Here is a 15,487-nt window from a genome sequence, read left to right on the forward strand (position 1 = left end):
TCACACTGTTGGCTCACACTTTAGAACATCCTTTTTTCCCTCCATTGACACCAATTCATGAGTTAGTAAATTACCCCGTGTTGATGTTTTGTTGATTTTTATCGGTTTCAGCAAAGCGTTCAACAACATTTGTAACATACGCTAGATTGACCTCAAGGACTGATGATTTGCGCAGGAATGGTGGGGATCTCCACAATACTGACAGTATGGTTTTATTGGTGTTCATGTGAGCAACTGACATGATTTTATAAATAGTAAACACCAAATTTCAACTGAGCTAGGTATTGATGCTCCTATTGTTTCGAAAGATACATTTAAACTAAACGCGCATTCTACCAATCGGTCTTTGTGTTCATTCAATATAGTAATCAAGGGAAAGGATATACTAATAATGAAATGTAAAACCAAAGCGAATGCAATAAATACGTGCTTACTTGGCACCTCACTGGCTGTGTTTTCACAACTGGCTAGTGCAGATGTAATTTTACATGCATTTGATTGGCGATATTCAGACGTTGCTGCTAGAGCAGCAGAAATCGCAGAGATTGGCTATACCAATGTATTGGTGGCGCCACCATTAAAATCTGATAGCAGTAACTCACAGTGGTGGGCCCGTTATCAACCACAAGATTATCGCGTGATTGACAATAACCGTGGTAATAAAGAAGATTTTCAGAACATGATTAACGCATTGAATGCTCATGGGGTTAACACCTATGCAGATATTGTGATTAATCAAATGGCCAATGAGCGCGGTAATTCTACCTACTTCCCTGGCTCAGAAACGCTCAGCGAGTATTCAAATAACAGTGAGTACTGGAATCGACAAAAACTGTTCGGTGATCTAAGCAATAACTTATTTACTCCCGGCGATTTTCACGATGGTTTCTGTATCACTAATTGGACCAATGTTTGGGAATCAATGAACGGCCGTATTTGTGGCGGTAATGGTGACCCCGGCTTACCAGATTTAGATCCAAGTAACTACGTGCGTGAGCAGCAACGCAACTATGTTCAAGCCATTAAAAACATGGGCGTAAGTGGCTTCCGTATTGACGCCGCCAAGCACATGACCACTTGGCACATAAACCAAGTGTTTAACGATACTATTAAACAAGATATGTACTTGTTCGGTGAGATTATTACTGGTGCCGGTGCGGGTAATGCTGATTACGATACCTTCTTAGAACCTTATTTACGTGAAACCTCACACAGTGCTTATGACTTCCCACTACTAAAAACATTACGTGATGCATTTGACGTAAATGGTAGCTTAGAGGCATTAGCCAACCCTAAATCTTGGGGTGGAGCGATTGACGGCATCCGCGCCTTAACTTTCACCATCACCCACGATATTCCAAGTAATGACGGCTTCCGCTATCAAATTATGAGTGAAGGCAATGAACATCTTGCTTACGCTTATATTCTTGGGCGTCAGGAAGGTGTGCCAATGGTATTTAGTGATGCAACTGGAGTTGACGGTGGCCGCTGGGTTGATGACTACAAACAAGATAACTTGAAAGCTATGGTGAAATTCCACAATGGCGTTCAAGGGGCCGATGAAGAAGTATTGTATACCGATCAGTGTGCAATCGTTTTACGTCGTGGCCAGGCTGGCCTGCTAGGTATTAACAAGTGTGGTTATGATAAAGACATTAGCGTTAACGCGAGTAACTTAAATCACTCTAAAAACTATGTTGACGTATTCACCGGCTCAAGCTTCCAAGCAAGCGGTAGCAATTATACCGTTAATGTACCTGCTGGCTCAGCAAGAATGTGGTTAGCAGAAACTGGTGTGATTATTGACCCAACAGATGACGTTAATGTGAGCTTTACCTGTAACAACGGTAATACCAACATGGGTGATAGCGTTTATGCGGTAGGTAACAATAGTGCATTAGGTAACTGGCAAGCAGCTAATGCAGTGCAGCTAAGCCCTACTAGTTACCCAACTTGGACAGCTACTATTAAGCTTCCTAAATCAACAGACATTGAATGGAAGTGTATTATTCGTAACGAAAGCGATCCTAGCAATGTGATTCAGTGGCAATCGGGTGGTAATAACTCTGTTAATACTGGAACAGGTGCATCAACAACCGGGAGTTTTTAATCTCCTCGATGCTCGTTAGCGAAAATGTAGAAACTTAAGCGAGACACGCTAGCCAATAGGCTGGTTTATCGAGCAATTACGTTTACATTATCGCGCTAACATTGATTTAAAGATAAAAAATCCGAGTGTGCTTAGTGGCACTCGGATTTTTTATAGGCGTGAATCTAGGGGGCAGCGCTTTGTTGGTGTAGCAGGGCTTGTGTTATCAATAGGGTCGTCGACTAGCCTTAACGGTTAACATTGGCCGAACGTGCGTTTAGCAATAGCAGCGGTATTGCTAAAGCAGATAAACCACCCATTATTAGGAATACACCAGAGCCCATTGGTTCGTATAAAGCACTGCTCAAAAAGGTGAGTAGCGCAGTCCCCATGTTTAAGGCGATAGCTGAGTATAAAGCTTGTAGTGGAATAGCTTGAGAGCTTGGCGCTTCTGAAGCTATGTACTTAATAGCCGCCAATTGGGTTAGTGCAAAAGTAAGGGCGTGCATGCCTTGTGACAGCATCATTAATGGCAGTATTTCGGTACTACCAAATATTCCCCAACGTAATACGCCACCGATAGCTGCAAGCAAAAACATTTTGTTGGCATTCCAATGTTTAAACCATTTACTGCCAAAAATAAGAATGCTCATTTCGAATACCACCCCAATCGACCATAAATAACCAATGGTCGACTCTGCATATCCAATACTTTTCCAATACAGTGTGCTGTAGGCGTAGTAAGCGGCATGTGAGCCTTGGATTAAGGCGGTGACAGTAATAAATAGCAGGGTGTTTTTTTGTTTTAGTACCGCCCATAATCGGTGGTTAGCGGGTTCGTTTTCACTGGTTTCATCCACTAAAGGTGAAGCTGGGGTGAATAAACTAAGGCCCCACATTAATACTAGCGAGCCGATGGTGGCATACAAAATGAGCGAGTGAGAATAATAGGTGAGCCCAATACCCAGCAGCGTAGATGAAACAATAAAGGCGATAGAGCCAAATACTCTAACTCGACCGTAATCTAAGCGCAGTTGGCTAACCCATTTGGTGGCAACGGCATCACCTAAGGGAATGAGTGTAGCAATAAAAAAGTTTGCCGCTAGGGTGAGTACCGTTAGCCAGAAATAACCCTCTAACCAACACAAACCTGATACCACTAGAATGCTGGCGAAACTCACCCAGCGGATCCCTGGGAGCAAATGTTGCGCTGATTTTATTCGTGGCATAAGTAACATATTGCCCATGAATCGGGCCAGCATACTAAAGCCTAACAACAAACCAATTTGGCTAGGATCTAAGCCTTCACTTTCTAACCATAAGGCCCAAAAAGGTAGAAATACTCCCCAGGCAAAGAATAATCCTGAAAAATACAAACTTATCCAACTGGCTGCTTTGGGTTTAATCACTTTGCCGAACCTTATACTGCTTAGTGGCCGCATTATAGCCTTTATCTCCAAATAACATAGCGGATATTAAGCGAGATTTAGTCGCTAGTTTGCATCACCGTATTGATATTGATTTGATGGTTTTGTGTGGTCGGATCTATATAGGGTACGCAACTAGGCTTTCTAGTCGCTATAGCTGGTGATGCCATTAATCTAAAACTTATATTTCAAAAATACTTTATTTATCAATTAATAAAACTGAAATGAGCTCTACATAAGGTGTAGTCGTTTTTTACACTACCTTAACTTAGAGATTGAAATGGATAATCATTTTCCGCTAAAAAAGATGTTGATTGCTTCGGCCATTGCCGTGAGTTTAAGTGCTTGTTGGGATAACTCTAGCAACAATTCTTACAACGAATTGTCGATGGAGCTTCGTTTAATGGAAACGACCGACCTCCACTCAAATATGAAACCTTACAACTATTTCGCCTCTCCAAAAGACAATGCCTTAGGTCCTCAAGACTACGGTCTGGCTCGCACTGCCGTGTTGATTAAAGAAGCGCGAGAAGAAGCCCAAAACAGCATGTTGTTTGATAACGGCGACCTAATTCAAGGTAGTCCGATGGGAGATTATGTCGCTAATTTAGGTACCTCATACTTAGAGAGAAATATTCATCCAGTGTACAAAGCGATGAATTACTTAGCTTACGATGTAGGGAACATTGGTAACCATGAGTTTAACTACGGTTTAGATTATTTAGCTGCGGCTATCTCGGGAGCTAACTTCCCGTATATTAATGCCAATGTTTATCAGTTTGAAGGGAAGCAAACAACTAACAATGTGACGATTAATGCAGAGACCTGTGCGGTAGATATTGATAAGCACTTTGCTGGTAACTATGCTGCCTTCTTTGAGCAATTTGAACCTTACTTTACTCCTTATGAGATTCTAGAGCGTAACTTTACCGCTACCAATGGCACTACTCATTCGGTAAAAGTAGGGGTTATCGGTTTTACGCCACCTAATATTCTGAACTGGGATAAACGGTACTTGGAATGTAAGGTGATGTTGGCAGATATTAAAATGACTGCTGAGCATTATGTTCCCAAAATGAAAGCGGAGGGGGCCGATATTATTGTGGCGATTCCTCATTCTGGGTTGTCGGGTGGCGATCGTGATGGCGAGTTTATGCACAATGCTTCTTGGCAGTTAGCTCAAATTGATGGCATTGATGCTTTAATGTTTGGCCATGACCACAACAACTTCCCAACCGATAGTAATACTTATGATGGGATGGAAGGTGTAGATGCACCCAACGGTAAAATATTTGGCAAGCCAGCGGTTATGCCGGGATTTTGGGGGAATCATTTAGGTGTGATTGATTTAACCCTAAGAAGCTCCAATGGGGGGGAATCATGGTCGGTGAAATCGAGTAGCGCTAGTTTACGGGCACTTAAGGATGACCCCAACCTGCAAGATGAAATGATTAACTACTTAGTCAGCTCAGATCACGATGGCACTTTAGATTTTATGGCTGAAGAAATTGGTAACATTGACGAGCCAATAAACAGTTACTTTTCAGCCGTTGAATCAGACATATCTGTGCAAATTGTAAACGAAGCGCAGTATTCGCAAGGCTTGGCGTGGCAAGAGGCTGGCGTGTTGGATGCAAGTATTACTATGCTATCGGTTTCCGCTCCCTTCAAAGGAGGTCGTGGTGGTAGAGAGGATTACACCAATATTGACGGTGATGCGCTAACTCGAGCCAGTGTTGCTGACTTATATGTGTTTGATAACAATACACCAGCGGTGCTTGAACTGACGGTGGCAGATCTTATTGAGTGGATGGAAGTAATTGTTGCTCAGCAATATCAAACCGTAGCAGAAGACGGCGACAGGTTATTGCACCAGCAATTTCGCAGTTATAACTTCGATGTGTTTTTCGGTGGCTTTGATGCCGATGGAGAAAGCTTGTTAACCTATGACATCGATGTCAGCCAAGCTCCTCGCTACCAAGTAAACGATTTAGGTGAGTTGGTATACGATGAAAATGGCGAGTTAATTCAAACCAATAGACGCCGTATTGGCAATGTTCAATATGCTGGTGAAAATTTAGCAAACCAACTAACCAAAAAGCTGTACGTGGTGACCAACAACTATCGAGCTTCGCAAAGCTGGATGCCGGGCGTTGCTAACGCCACCGTCGCTCATGAAGATGAAGTAGAGTCTAACCGCGATTTAGTTAATCACTACTTGAATGCTAAATCGAACGATTTAAATGACCCTAGTGATATTTTGGAGTTTCCAAATGCTCACAACTTCAATTTAGTTGGCCCTGTTGGCCTTAGTGTTGAGTTTCTATCATCACAGTTGGAAGCTGCAGAAGGTTTTGCTAACCAGTATTTGCCGCGGGTAACACCCACGCAAGAGTTTGATGATGTAGCTGATAACGAGGGTTTTAGAGTGTTTACCTATACCTTTGATTAAGTGTATGTAATGACTTAAAGGTTTAGCCCCAAGTAAAATAGCAAAGGCGCTCAGAAGTGCGCCTTTTTTGTAAGAAAATTGCCAAAGGCTAGTCTAGTATTATTGTAGAACCTGCTGTTTTTATCATTAAGTAAAGCAATAAAGGGAGCGGCTGCATTCGCAAATTTACTTTTCTCTTAAGCCTATTATTTTGTTCTTCTGTTTTAGCTGAAGGGCCTTATAGGTATGCGGCTATAGAGCATTTGTTTGAACAAAAAGTGGGTATTATTGTACTTGATGCTGTTTACAAGAGGCTTGGGCTGAGCATTGATGTTAACTCCTTACCAGCCAAGCGAGCTCAGTCAGAGGCAAGTAATGGTTTGCTGGATGGTGAAGTCATGAGGATATGGAGTTATGGAGAACGAAACAGCCAATTAATAAGGGTGCCTACACCTTATTACTCATTAAATACCACTGCGTTTTATCTAACCGAGCGGGATTTGGCGGTGTCTACCTTGTCAGACTTAGCGCAATACAAATTGGTGATAGTAAGAGGGGTTAAACATACTGCCGATGTAACCGCCAGTTTTAGTGAGGTTGAGAAACTCAGCAATACCGATAAGTTACTAGAGTTTGTGAGTCGTGGAAGAGCTGACGTTGCGCTCACCAATAAAATGGACGGATTAATTGCTCTAGAGCGGTTAAAGCTAAACGAGCAAATTACCTCTTCTGAGCCACTGGCTGTATTTCCTCTTTATCATTACATTCACCGCCGAGAGTTTCATCTGGTTAAGAAGGTCGATAAGGTCATTCAAGATATGCTTAAATCTGGCGAGTTAGCCCAAGTGATTGAACAGGCTGAACAGAGGGTGTTGAGCCAATAACCTTAAAGACAGTTCCTTTAGCTCAATGAAGTGTCCCACAGTAGCTGTAAACCCAACAATATAGACATGAAATAAAGACGATGTTGGCTTAAGCAAATATCGGGTCGAGTCAGCGATCTATTTCGGGTAGAGTGGCGCTTAAACTATAGGAGGATAAGTGATGGAGCAATACTCACTGCAATCACACCGAGAGTATCAGCAAATTAGCCAAGCTATGGCCTATTTGCTTGAACATCAACAGCAACAGCCTGAACTTGCCGAACTATCTGCAACACTTGGTTTTAGTGAGTCACATATGCAGCGTTTGTTTAGTCGTTGGGTGGGGGTTTCTCCTAAACGCTTCTTACAATATCTTACCTTGCAGCGAGCGCAGCAACAGTTGGCTGAGTCTAACTCGGTGTTAGAGTTAGCTTACGATTTGGGCTTGTCTAGTGCTGGGCGTTTATACGACTTGTTTGTGAATATTGCCGCAGTGACTCCCGGTGAAGCAAAGAGCTTAGGTGCAGGTATTCAAATATTTTATGGTTGGGGGCTGACCCCTTTTGGCTGGGCGTTTGTTGCCAGCACAACAAGAGGCATTTGTCAGTTAAGTTTCTGTGAAACAGAACATGATTCAGCTCCCTTAGAAGAGTTGAATAAAGCCTGGCCCAAGGCGCAATGTTGTTTAGATGAGACGCTTAGTCAGCAACTATTATCTCAAGTGTTTGACGGTGGAAATAGTCAACAACCCTTGTCGTTATGGCTAAAGGGAACAAACTTTCAGTTACAAGTTTGGCAAGCCCTACTTAAGCTACCTTTTGGCAGTTTGTGTTCTTACCAATTTTTGGCTGAACAGGTGAGTTCTAGTAATGCGACACGTGCAGTCGCGAGTGCGGTGGCGAAAAATCCGATTGCTTTTATTATTCCCTGCCATAGAGTGATTCGCAGTAGTGGAGCCTTAGGAGGTTATCGCTGGGGCTTAGAACGTAAGCAACTAATGATGGGCCGAGAAGCCGTGTTTAGTGAGAGAGCATTGAATGACCGAGCGAGTTAAATTACAAACTATTAGTAGTGAGTTGTTACCCGAATTATTGGCATTGCAAGTAGATGAAGCACAACAACATTTTGTTAAGCCGATTGCGCGGGTTTTAGATGAATTAAGCGCCCAGCAAACGGCACATTTAATCTTAGCTAACAAGCAGGTGGTGGGCTTTTTTGTTATTGATACCCAATACCCTTATCAGGCTGAGTTACCCTTACAGCAAAGTGTTTTATTACGTTCATTTTTTGTGGCTAGTCAGTTTCAAGGCAAAGGTTATGGCTATGCAGCAGGCGCGCAATTAAGACCTTATGTAGCGGACCTAAATCCGTCTTTTCAACATTTGGCGCTTACCGTAAATTGTCGAAATAATGGGGCGCAAGCCTTGTATAAAAAGTGTGGTTTTGTAGACAGTGAAAAGTTGTATAACGGCGGGCCAGCAGGGCCACAACATCTTTATTTTTTGGATTTATAATAAGGATGGGATAGAAGGAAAATAGGAAGCATAACCTAATCCCAGGTTATGCTTCTTCTTGAAGTTACTTAGGCAACTTCAACATTGGCGGCTTGTGGGCCTTTTTGACCGTCTTCAACGTCAAATGCTACTTTCTGGCCTTCTTCAAGTGATTTAAATCCATCCCCCAAAATTGCACGGAAGTGAACAAACACATCAGCGCCTGACTCTTGAGAAATAAAACCAAAACCTTTCTTTTCGTTAAACCACTTAACGGTACCAGTGCTCTTAGACATTGTGTCTCCTGAAACAATTGAAATATTACTCTATTTTTTTAGTTTGCTTGGGTTTCGCAGCACTTAGTAATTTGTACAAATTATGCGCTGTCTCTTCAAGCGCAATCATCATAACAACAACTTATGGGCTAGGCATAGTGACAAAAGTAAGCAAAACAACTTTTGCTTGATAACGTTTTCAATCACGTGATGCATCTCACGAAAGTGGTAGATGAAAAGGCCTGTAAATTGAGTAAAAACTGGTGGATTTGGCTACTTAATGATTTCGTCCAGCAAGGGTTTGTTGAGTAAAAGCATTAAAGCGCTGTTCTAAAAGTTTAGCGTTGCTTTCTTCGCCACTCATTGCCAATAATTGAGCCGCTACTTCGGCGGTGGCCCATTGGCCTTTTATTGGTCGAGATCGCAAGCCGTAACGGGATGCTTGTTCAAGTTGAATTGAAATAACTGGAAATTGATCAAGCCAGGGGCTCTGATGAAACATTTTGCGTGCTTCGCGCCAACTGCCATCAAGCATTATAAAGAGTGGTTTTCGTTTTGGCTCCAGCTCTACTTGGTAATGTACTCGCTCAGGCTGGCTAAAGCTTGCAGGGAATACCACATAGGGTTGCCAATGTGCTTGTTGGCACAACGCAAGTAGACTTTGGCAAGGCTCTTTGCGTTGCCAAATAAAGGCGTGGGTATCTGGAATCAAATCGGCAATAAATCGGCCAGTGTTGCTTGGGCGCAGTACTTCCATGTTGTGCATTAACAAAGCAAAACCACATTCACTATTTTGCAAAATAGCTTGCTCACAAAAGCAGTGTTGCTGAGGCATTTGGCAGCTGGCGCAGCGCACTCGGCGAGCCCCTCGGCCTTTAAACTCGGTGGTGGCGGCAGCTTTACGTTGAGCATAGAGTGTTAGGAAACGATTCACTAAAAAATTCAGATGGCAGTTAAAAGGTGGCTAAGTATACCCGAGCAAGTGGGCTATCTCTATCCTGACGAAAACAGAATAACGTAGAGCGTTTGTTCGAGAGGTTTAGCGAAACAGATACTGCCTTGGGTAACCAAAATAGCGGCGAATTCGGTAATGCTGAAATAACATGGCGCTAGCAAAATGTAGCAGTGCGACTACGCCTAAAATAGCAGCCATTCGCAGCCAAGGTTGGTCGTATGCGCTGCGAATTACGTAAATCTCTGCCAAGGTATTAATCCATTCTGCAGTGAGCAATAACATGGCGCATTGGTTTAAACGTAAACAAATGGGGTGTCGAATTAACACGCTGAAGAAGCCCATTACACAAAGGATTACGTAGATTTGTTGTTGGGCATAGTAGAAATGAGCAGCACTAAGCAAAAAACATATGCAGCAGGGGGCCAAAAATAAACGAATGGAAGATTGCATAACAAACTGCTCAGTGGTTAAAAATGATGCAGCGAGTGTGTCAATGTATAGCTAGTGAGATAATGATTTAAATCAACTTAAAGATTTTTAGTTGCATTGAATGAAAAAAGTAAGAGTTAGATCGCACTACCTAAGACAGCTTAAGTAGTGCGTTAAGCTAATGATTTATAAACTTAATTAATCTAAGCTCTTGTATTCAAAGTAATCAAAATCTGCAGCGATATGCTTGCCTGTTAAGTCACAAGCAAACAAGCCAAGCAGAGTACCGGTGAAGCGGAACACGTCTTTACTGCCTTCGTCAGATAGCTCGGTGGCATTAAGTGGCTCACCAATGTTTAGCCATGTTGTGCCATCTAAAGAGTAACTAAACTGATACCAATGGGTGTTGAGTTCCAATCGCATGTAAACACGCTCACAGTTACCAATAACGATTTCATCGGTGTACTCAAGGTACTTGTCATCAATATCACCAACAAGTTGAATTATTTGTTCACCTTGGTCATTAGCGGAGGTTTTTAGGAAGTAATGGCCGCCACGTGAGTAATAGGCTACTAAGCCAGCCATTTGCCTTGGCGACCTTGGCCTAAACTCTACTGCGGTCTCGCTCACACAGCTAAATGCAGTTAGGCGCTGTGCTAGCATACTTTGATTGTAGCGAGAGTATAAGTAGTCGCGACCGACTAAACGTGCATAACCTGGACGTTTGCTTAATGATATCCATGATTCTTCAAACGGGTCTTTAAGTGACTGGTACTTAGGTGCCAATTGGGTTTGCTCAAAATCATCACGGCTTGCTTCCACCGGCCAAGGGTGTGCGGCTAGTTTAGGCGCTTGAATCTCTACGCGTGGTGTTGTGCCACCTACAACGTAAGGCCATCCGTCGCGCCATTCTACATTTTGCAAGGCGGTTTCGCGGCCAAGAGTACAGCGCCCTTGCCCATAGTCCATAGAATAGCTTGGGTTTTCTGGGTCGTTAATTGGGCGACCGCATAGGTGAGATAAGTACCACTCACCATTTTGAGTTTCTACTAAAAATCCGTGGCCTGCGCGCTGAAGTTCTGCTTCATCTTGATGACGAGAGGTAAGAATAGGGTTTTGTGGGTGAATATCGTAAGGGCCCCAAACGCTCTTAGAGCGACATACCGTGACGGCATGATCATAAGATGTACCGCCTTCGGCTGTAATGAGGTAATACCACCGCTCTTTTTTAAGTATTTGGGGACCTTCAGTACAGCCTAACTTAGTGCCGCCGAAAACTATCTTTTCTTCGCCGACCAACTCACCTTTATCAGCATCAAATTCCTGAAGAATAATCCCACCAAAGTAGTCGGTCTTTTTACGCCCGTCCCACACCATGTTTACCATGTACTTTTTGCCGTCGTCATCGTGAAACAACGAAGGGTCAAAACCGTAGTCTCCAATAGAGACGGGTTTGCTCCAAGGGCCTTCAATATTTTCTGCACTGACTACATAAGCGGGAGTAGACATCCAAGTGCCGCCACGGCAAGAGCGAACATTGGCGAAACAGCACCAAAATTTTCCGTCAGCGTAACTTAAGGCTGGGGCGTAAACTCCTTCAGAATTATCCATGCCACGCATATCTAAATGCTCTACGGTATTCAGCACGTGGCCAACTATTTGCCAGTTAACCAAGTCTTTTGAATGGTGAATCATAATGCCGGGAAACCATTCAAAGGTAGAGGTAGCAATATAATAATCATCACCCACACGGATGATGGAAGGGTCTGGTCGAAAACCAGTAAGGATAGGGTTAGTTATCGTTGCCATAATTACTCCTGAAGTCTGTATTGTTAATTTATTGCTTTAAGATGGGGTAATATGTAAGGTTTGAGCTTGTTTATATGAAATTATTGCTACTATGCCTGCGCACGCTCTCAGTTTTGAAAACATTCACCTGCCACAAGGCAAACCTTATTATTTAAGGCGCTTTCATATTGTGGATGAACAGAAGATGGTTATTCCTACCCATTTTCATATGTTGGGCGAGATCATGCTCTTCAAAAAAATTGCGGGGCAAGTGGAGATAGATGGTCAAGCCATTGAACTAGGCCGTAACGTTTTGGTGTTTATTCCTTCTTTAGGTATGCATGCAATAGACATGGACGGGGACGACCGTGAATTTAGTTTATTGCAGTTTGAGCGCTACTTGTTAAGTGAGCTAAACCTACTGGAATTCACTAGCCAACTAGAGCGCCCATTGGTGATCCAACTCGATGAGCAACAAGCGGGCTTTTTGCATAGCCAGTTTGAGTGGCTAGAAAATGCCGATGCTAAGAGTGAAGATAGAAACTTAGCCTATAGTTTGCTGCATACCATCTTTTTGTTTCTTGCTCAGCAGCATAAGGGATGTTTGTTTAACGCCGAGCAGTCACTGGTAGCGGCGAGGGAAAACAAAGGTCTCTCTAAGTTAATTCCCTTGTTACACCACCTCGAAAATCAGCAAACCCTTAACTTGAATTTGCAGCAGGCCGCCGATATATGCGGGATGTCTAAGTATCACTTTTCTCGCTTATTTAAATCCTTGTTTGACCAAAACTACAAAGATTATATTCTTAAACGCAAAATCAATACTGCCGTAGCGATGCTTAGTGAAAGCCGCCAAAGCATCACTCAAATTGCTTATGCCTGCGAATTTTCTGATAGCGCCTATTTTTGTGCCAAATTTAAACAGGTAATGGGAATGTCACCTGGCAAGTTTAGACAATCAACCCAAACGGTTCTGTCATTCAATTAGGCTTTTAGTCATTACCTTTAAATCCTATTTTATTTAGATAGTTATTTGAGTTACTGAGCTCCTTACTGTGAAAATCAACTACGCTAGTAATGAGTTTAAGTTAATGAGAATTGGAGTTAAAAACGATGCGGATTTTGGTGATTGGCGCCTTTGGCACTATTGGCAGAAAGTTAGTTCCTGCATTAGTAGTGGCGGGTCATCAAGTCAGTGTATCTTCTCGTGACCCTCATAAAGCGGCTCCGTGGCAAGAGCTTGATTGTCCTCGCTTTACTTTAGATTTACTTGAGCCAGATAGTCTGCCAGATGCCTTAGCCAAGGTAGAATTAGTTTACTACTTAATGCATGGCATGAGCGACGGGCAAGCGCATAGTGAGCTTGAGGCCATTGCGGCTAACAACTTAGCAAATGCCGCCAGTAAAGCCGACATTACACGAATTATCTATATGGGCAGCTTGGTATCGGCTAAACCAAAATCTGAGCACATGTTAGCGCGAGTGGCCACTGGCCAAGCGCTAGCCTCTAGCGGAGTGGCTGTTACCGAGTTGCGTGCAGGCATTATTATCTCTCCAGGCTCTGCCGCTTTTGAGGTAATGCGAGACTTAGTTGGCCATATGCCGTTGGCTTTTGTGCCCAAAGCGATTGAAACCAAGGCACCACCTATCGCCTTAGAAAACGTGCTTTATTATTTGGTTAAATTAGCTGAGATGCCAGAAACCGCAGGCATGGTATTGGATGCTGCTGGCCCAGAGTGGTTGAGCTATCGCGAGTTGATGCTAAAAATTGCTAACCATTTGAATAAAAAAATAAAGATTATGGTGTTACCGGGTTTGCCTATTAAGTTGGCCTGCATGGTACTTGGGGTAATAACGTCGGTACCCCAAAGTTTAGCTAAGGCCTTAATAGCAGGCTTAGCTGAGCAACTGCAAGCAAACCCTGAACCCTTGCGTGTGTTAATTCCACAACCGCTGATTAGTTTGGATCAGGCCATCGAGCAATTGCTAAATGAAGAGCAAGTACACACTTACCCTAAGCGTTGGCAAGATGGGGTTCCTACTTTTCGTAACTTTTCATCTTTACACGGCTTTTATGCCAAGGCCGCAAAGAAAGTGGTTACGGTGAAAGCAAGTCCGCAAGCCCTATGGCAAGTGATTAACTTGCTAGGGGGCAAGCATCGCTATTTTTACTTAAACAGTCTATGGGCAATGCGTGAGTGGATGGATTTTGTTGTGGGCGGTAAAGGTCGAGAACATGGCCGAACCGATTATCGGCAGCTAAAAGTGGGTGATAGAGTCGATTCATGGACGATTTTAAGCGCGGAAGAAAACGACTGTTTAGTGATGCGCTTTGGCATGAAAGCACCAGGCGGGGGCGGCATGCAATTAAGTATTGAAGCCTTGGATGCCGATACCTGTCAATTAGAGGTGGCGTTGTATTGGCACCCTGCAGGCTTTTGGGGCTTGGTCTATTGGTATTTTTTTGCTCCTTGGCACAGTTGGTTATTGTATGGAATGACCAAACAAATGGGTAAGTTGGCTGAGGATATTGAACAAAGGCAGTCTGCCTAATAAAAAGCCACCTATTAAGGTGACTTTTTTGTTGTGACGTTTTGTTGGGCGAGGGGGACTAATAAGGTGCTGGGTAGCGTTTAAATACGTCTGCTATGTCGGATAACGCTCGCTCACTTAATGGTTGCGAAAATGCATCAATATCTTCTTTTAGCTGGGCTACGCTGGTGGCGCCAATAATGGTAGAAGTCACACCATTGACTTGGTCACACCAAGCTAGCGCTAATTGCGCAGGAGTATAATCATACTCTGCAGCAATTTTTGCGTAATCAGCTACCGCTTTGTGGGCTAACTCCGTATTGCGGAAAATACCATTGCGCTGCATTAAGGTCCAACGGCTGCCAGCAGGGCGTGCACCATCAGCGTATTTACCACTTAACATACCGCTGGCCAGTGGTGACCAAGGCAAATAGGCAATATTTTCTTGCACGCAATTTTCAATTAAGTAAGCCCAGTCTTTAGCGTGTAGCAAACTAAATTCATTTTGAATCGATACCATACGTGGCAAGTTATGTTGCTCACTCAGCTTCAAATAGGTGTTAATGCCCCACGGTGTATCGTCGGACAAACCGCAGTGGCGAATCTTTCCTGCTTCAACACAGCGCTGTAAGCCTTGGAGTATGTCTAGCATCTGCGCTTGATGATCTGCAGCATCTAATTCAGTGGGAGTAATTTGATTGGGCCAATGTTTACCAAAGTGCGGGGTAGAGCGGTTAGGCCAATGTAGTTGGTATAAATCGATATAGTCGGTTTGCAAGCGTTGTAGCGATGCATCAACCGCTGCAACGACAGCATCTCCGGTAATGGGCCCGCCATTACGCACCCATGGTAATCCAGCACCAGCAATTTTGGTGGCTATCACCACATCTTTACGCTGCTGCTTATTGGCTGCTACCCAGTTACCTATAATGCTTTCGGTTTTGCCATAGGTTTCAGCGGAAGGCGGTACTGCGTACATCTCAGCTGTATCAATAAAGTTTACGCCCTGGCTAAGGGCATAGTCGATTTGCTGGTTAGCATCGCTTTGGTTGTTTTGTAAGCCCCAAGTCATGCTGCCTAAGCAAACTCGTGATACCGATAAATTACTGCTTCCAAGTGTAGAAAAATTCATGTCGATTCCATTAAACAACGTTAGCGAAATAAGGCGTTAGCTTATGTTAAAGCCTGTTTCATTTGCAAATATA

Annotated in this window: 13 protein-coding genes; 7 read left to right on the forward strand and 6 right to left on the reverse strand. The window is 43.4% G+C overall.

Features of this window, described 5'->3' with window-relative positions; all coding sequences use genetic code 11:
- The first annotated feature begins 391 nt into the window (after positions 1 to 391).
- A complete protein-coding gene (locus ACLD71_RS13295; protein WP_411990997.1) occupies positions 392 to 2,110 on the forward strand; it encodes a carbohydrate-binding module family 20 domain-containing protein in 1,719 nt (572 codons plus the stop codon).
- 227 nt (positions 2,111 to 2,337) lie between these two features.
- On the opposite strand, the gene ACLD71_RS13300 is transcribed toward ACLD71_RS13295, so the two are convergent.
- Positions 2,338 to 3,498 (reverse strand): 3-phenylpropionate MFS transporter, encoded by a 1,161-nt coding sequence (locus ACLD71_RS13300; protein ID WP_411990998.1) that lies wholly within the window; start codon positions 3,496 to 3,498, stop codon positions 2,338 to 2,340.
- 298 nt (positions 3,499 to 3,796) lie between these two features.
- Here ACLD71_RS13300 and ACLD71_RS13305 point away from each other — a divergent pair, with 298 nt between their 5' ends.
- The 4 genes from ACLD71_RS13305 (at position 3,797) to ACLD71_RS13320 (ending at position 8,324) form a co-directional block, all read left to right on the forward strand.
- Positions 3,797 to 5,968 (forward strand): bifunctional 2',3'-cyclic-nucleotide 2'-phosphodiesterase/3'-nucleotidase, encoded by a 2,172-nt coding sequence (locus tag ACLD71_RS13305; protein ID WP_411990999.1) that lies wholly within the window; start codon positions 3,797 to 3,799, stop codon positions 5,966 to 5,968.
- A gap of 242 nt (positions 5,969 to 6,210) precedes the next feature.
- Positions 6,211 to 6,831: a substrate-binding periplasmic protein gene (locus ACLD71_RS13310; RefSeq protein ID WP_411991000.1), complete on the forward strand. Its 621-nt coding sequence runs from the start codon at positions 6,211 to 6,213 to the stop codon at positions 6,829 to 6,831.
- 160 nt (positions 6,832 to 6,991) lie between these two features.
- Positions 6,992 to 7,864, forward strand: a complete 873-nt coding sequence (locus ACLD71_RS13315) for a methylated-DNA--[protein]-cysteine S-methyltransferase (protein WP_411994862.1) — start codon at positions 6,992 to 6,994, stop codon at positions 7,862 to 7,864.
- Positions 7,848 to 8,324, forward strand: a complete 477-nt coding sequence (locus ACLD71_RS13320; protein ID WP_411991001.1) for a GNAT family N-acetyltransferase — start codon at positions 7,848 to 7,850, stop codon at positions 8,322 to 8,324. The genes ACLD71_RS13315 and ACLD71_RS13320 overlap by 17 nt, the downstream gene beginning before the upstream one ends.
- A 68-nt stretch (positions 8,325 to 8,392) precedes the next feature.
- Here the strand turns inward: ACLD71_RS13320 and ACLD71_RS13325 are convergent, their stop codons facing one another.
- The 4 genes from ACLD71_RS13325 to ACLD71_RS13340 all read right to left on the reverse strand — a co-directional run bounded on the left by ACLD71_RS13325 (position 8,393) and on the right by ACLD71_RS13340 (position 11,771).
- Positions 8,393 to 8,599: a cold-shock protein gene (locus ACLD71_RS13325; RefSeq protein WP_137672783.1), complete on the reverse strand. Its 207-nt coding sequence runs from the start codon at positions 8,597 to 8,599 to the stop codon at positions 8,393 to 8,395.
- 256 nt (positions 8,600 to 8,855) lie between these two features.
- On the reverse strand, positions 8,856 to 9,512 hold the full coding sequence (locus ACLD71_RS13330) for a tRNA-uridine aminocarboxypropyltransferase (RefSeq protein ID WP_411991002.1): 657 nt from the start codon (positions 9,510 to 9,512) through the stop codon (positions 8,856 to 8,858).
- 105 nt (positions 9,513 to 9,617) lie between these two features.
- On the reverse strand, positions 9,618 to 9,983 hold the full coding sequence (locus ACLD71_RS13335) for a hypothetical protein (RefSeq protein WP_137672785.1): 366 nt from the start codon (positions 9,981 to 9,983) through the stop codon (positions 9,618 to 9,620).
- Positions 9,984 to 10,160: 177 nt separating this feature from the next.
- Positions 10,161 to 11,771, reverse strand: a complete 1,611-nt coding sequence (locus ACLD71_RS13340) for a glycoside hydrolase family 43 protein (RefSeq protein WP_411991003.1) — start codon at positions 11,769 to 11,771, stop codon at positions 10,161 to 10,163.
- Between the two features lie 169 nt (positions 11,772 to 11,940).
- Between ACLD71_RS13340 and ACLD71_RS13345 the strand changes: the two genes are divergently transcribed.
- Complete coding sequence (locus tag ACLD71_RS13345; protein ID WP_411991004.1) at positions 11,941 to 12,738, forward strand: helix-turn-helix transcriptional regulator; 798 nt, start codon at positions 11,941 to 11,943, stop codon at positions 12,736 to 12,738.
- Positions 12,739 to 12,863: 125 nt separating this feature from the next.
- Positions 12,864 to 14,303: a DUF2867 domain-containing protein gene (locus ACLD71_RS13350; RefSeq protein WP_411991005.1), complete on the forward strand. Its 1,440-nt coding sequence runs from the start codon at positions 12,864 to 12,866 to the stop codon at positions 14,301 to 14,303.
- 58 nt (positions 14,304 to 14,361) lie between these two features.
- Here ACLD71_RS13350 and ACLD71_RS13355 read toward each other — a convergent pair whose 3' ends face one another.
- A complete protein-coding gene (locus ACLD71_RS13355) occupies positions 14,362 to 15,414 on the reverse strand; it encodes an aldo/keto reductase (protein WP_411991006.1) in 1,053 nt (350 codons plus the stop codon).
- Positions 15,415 to 15,487 lie beyond the last annotated feature (73 nt).

The organism is Agarivorans sp. DSG3-1, from assembly GCF_046774965.1.
GTDB lineage: Bacteria > Pseudomonadota > Gammaproteobacteria > Enterobacterales > Celerinatantimonadaceae > Agarivorans.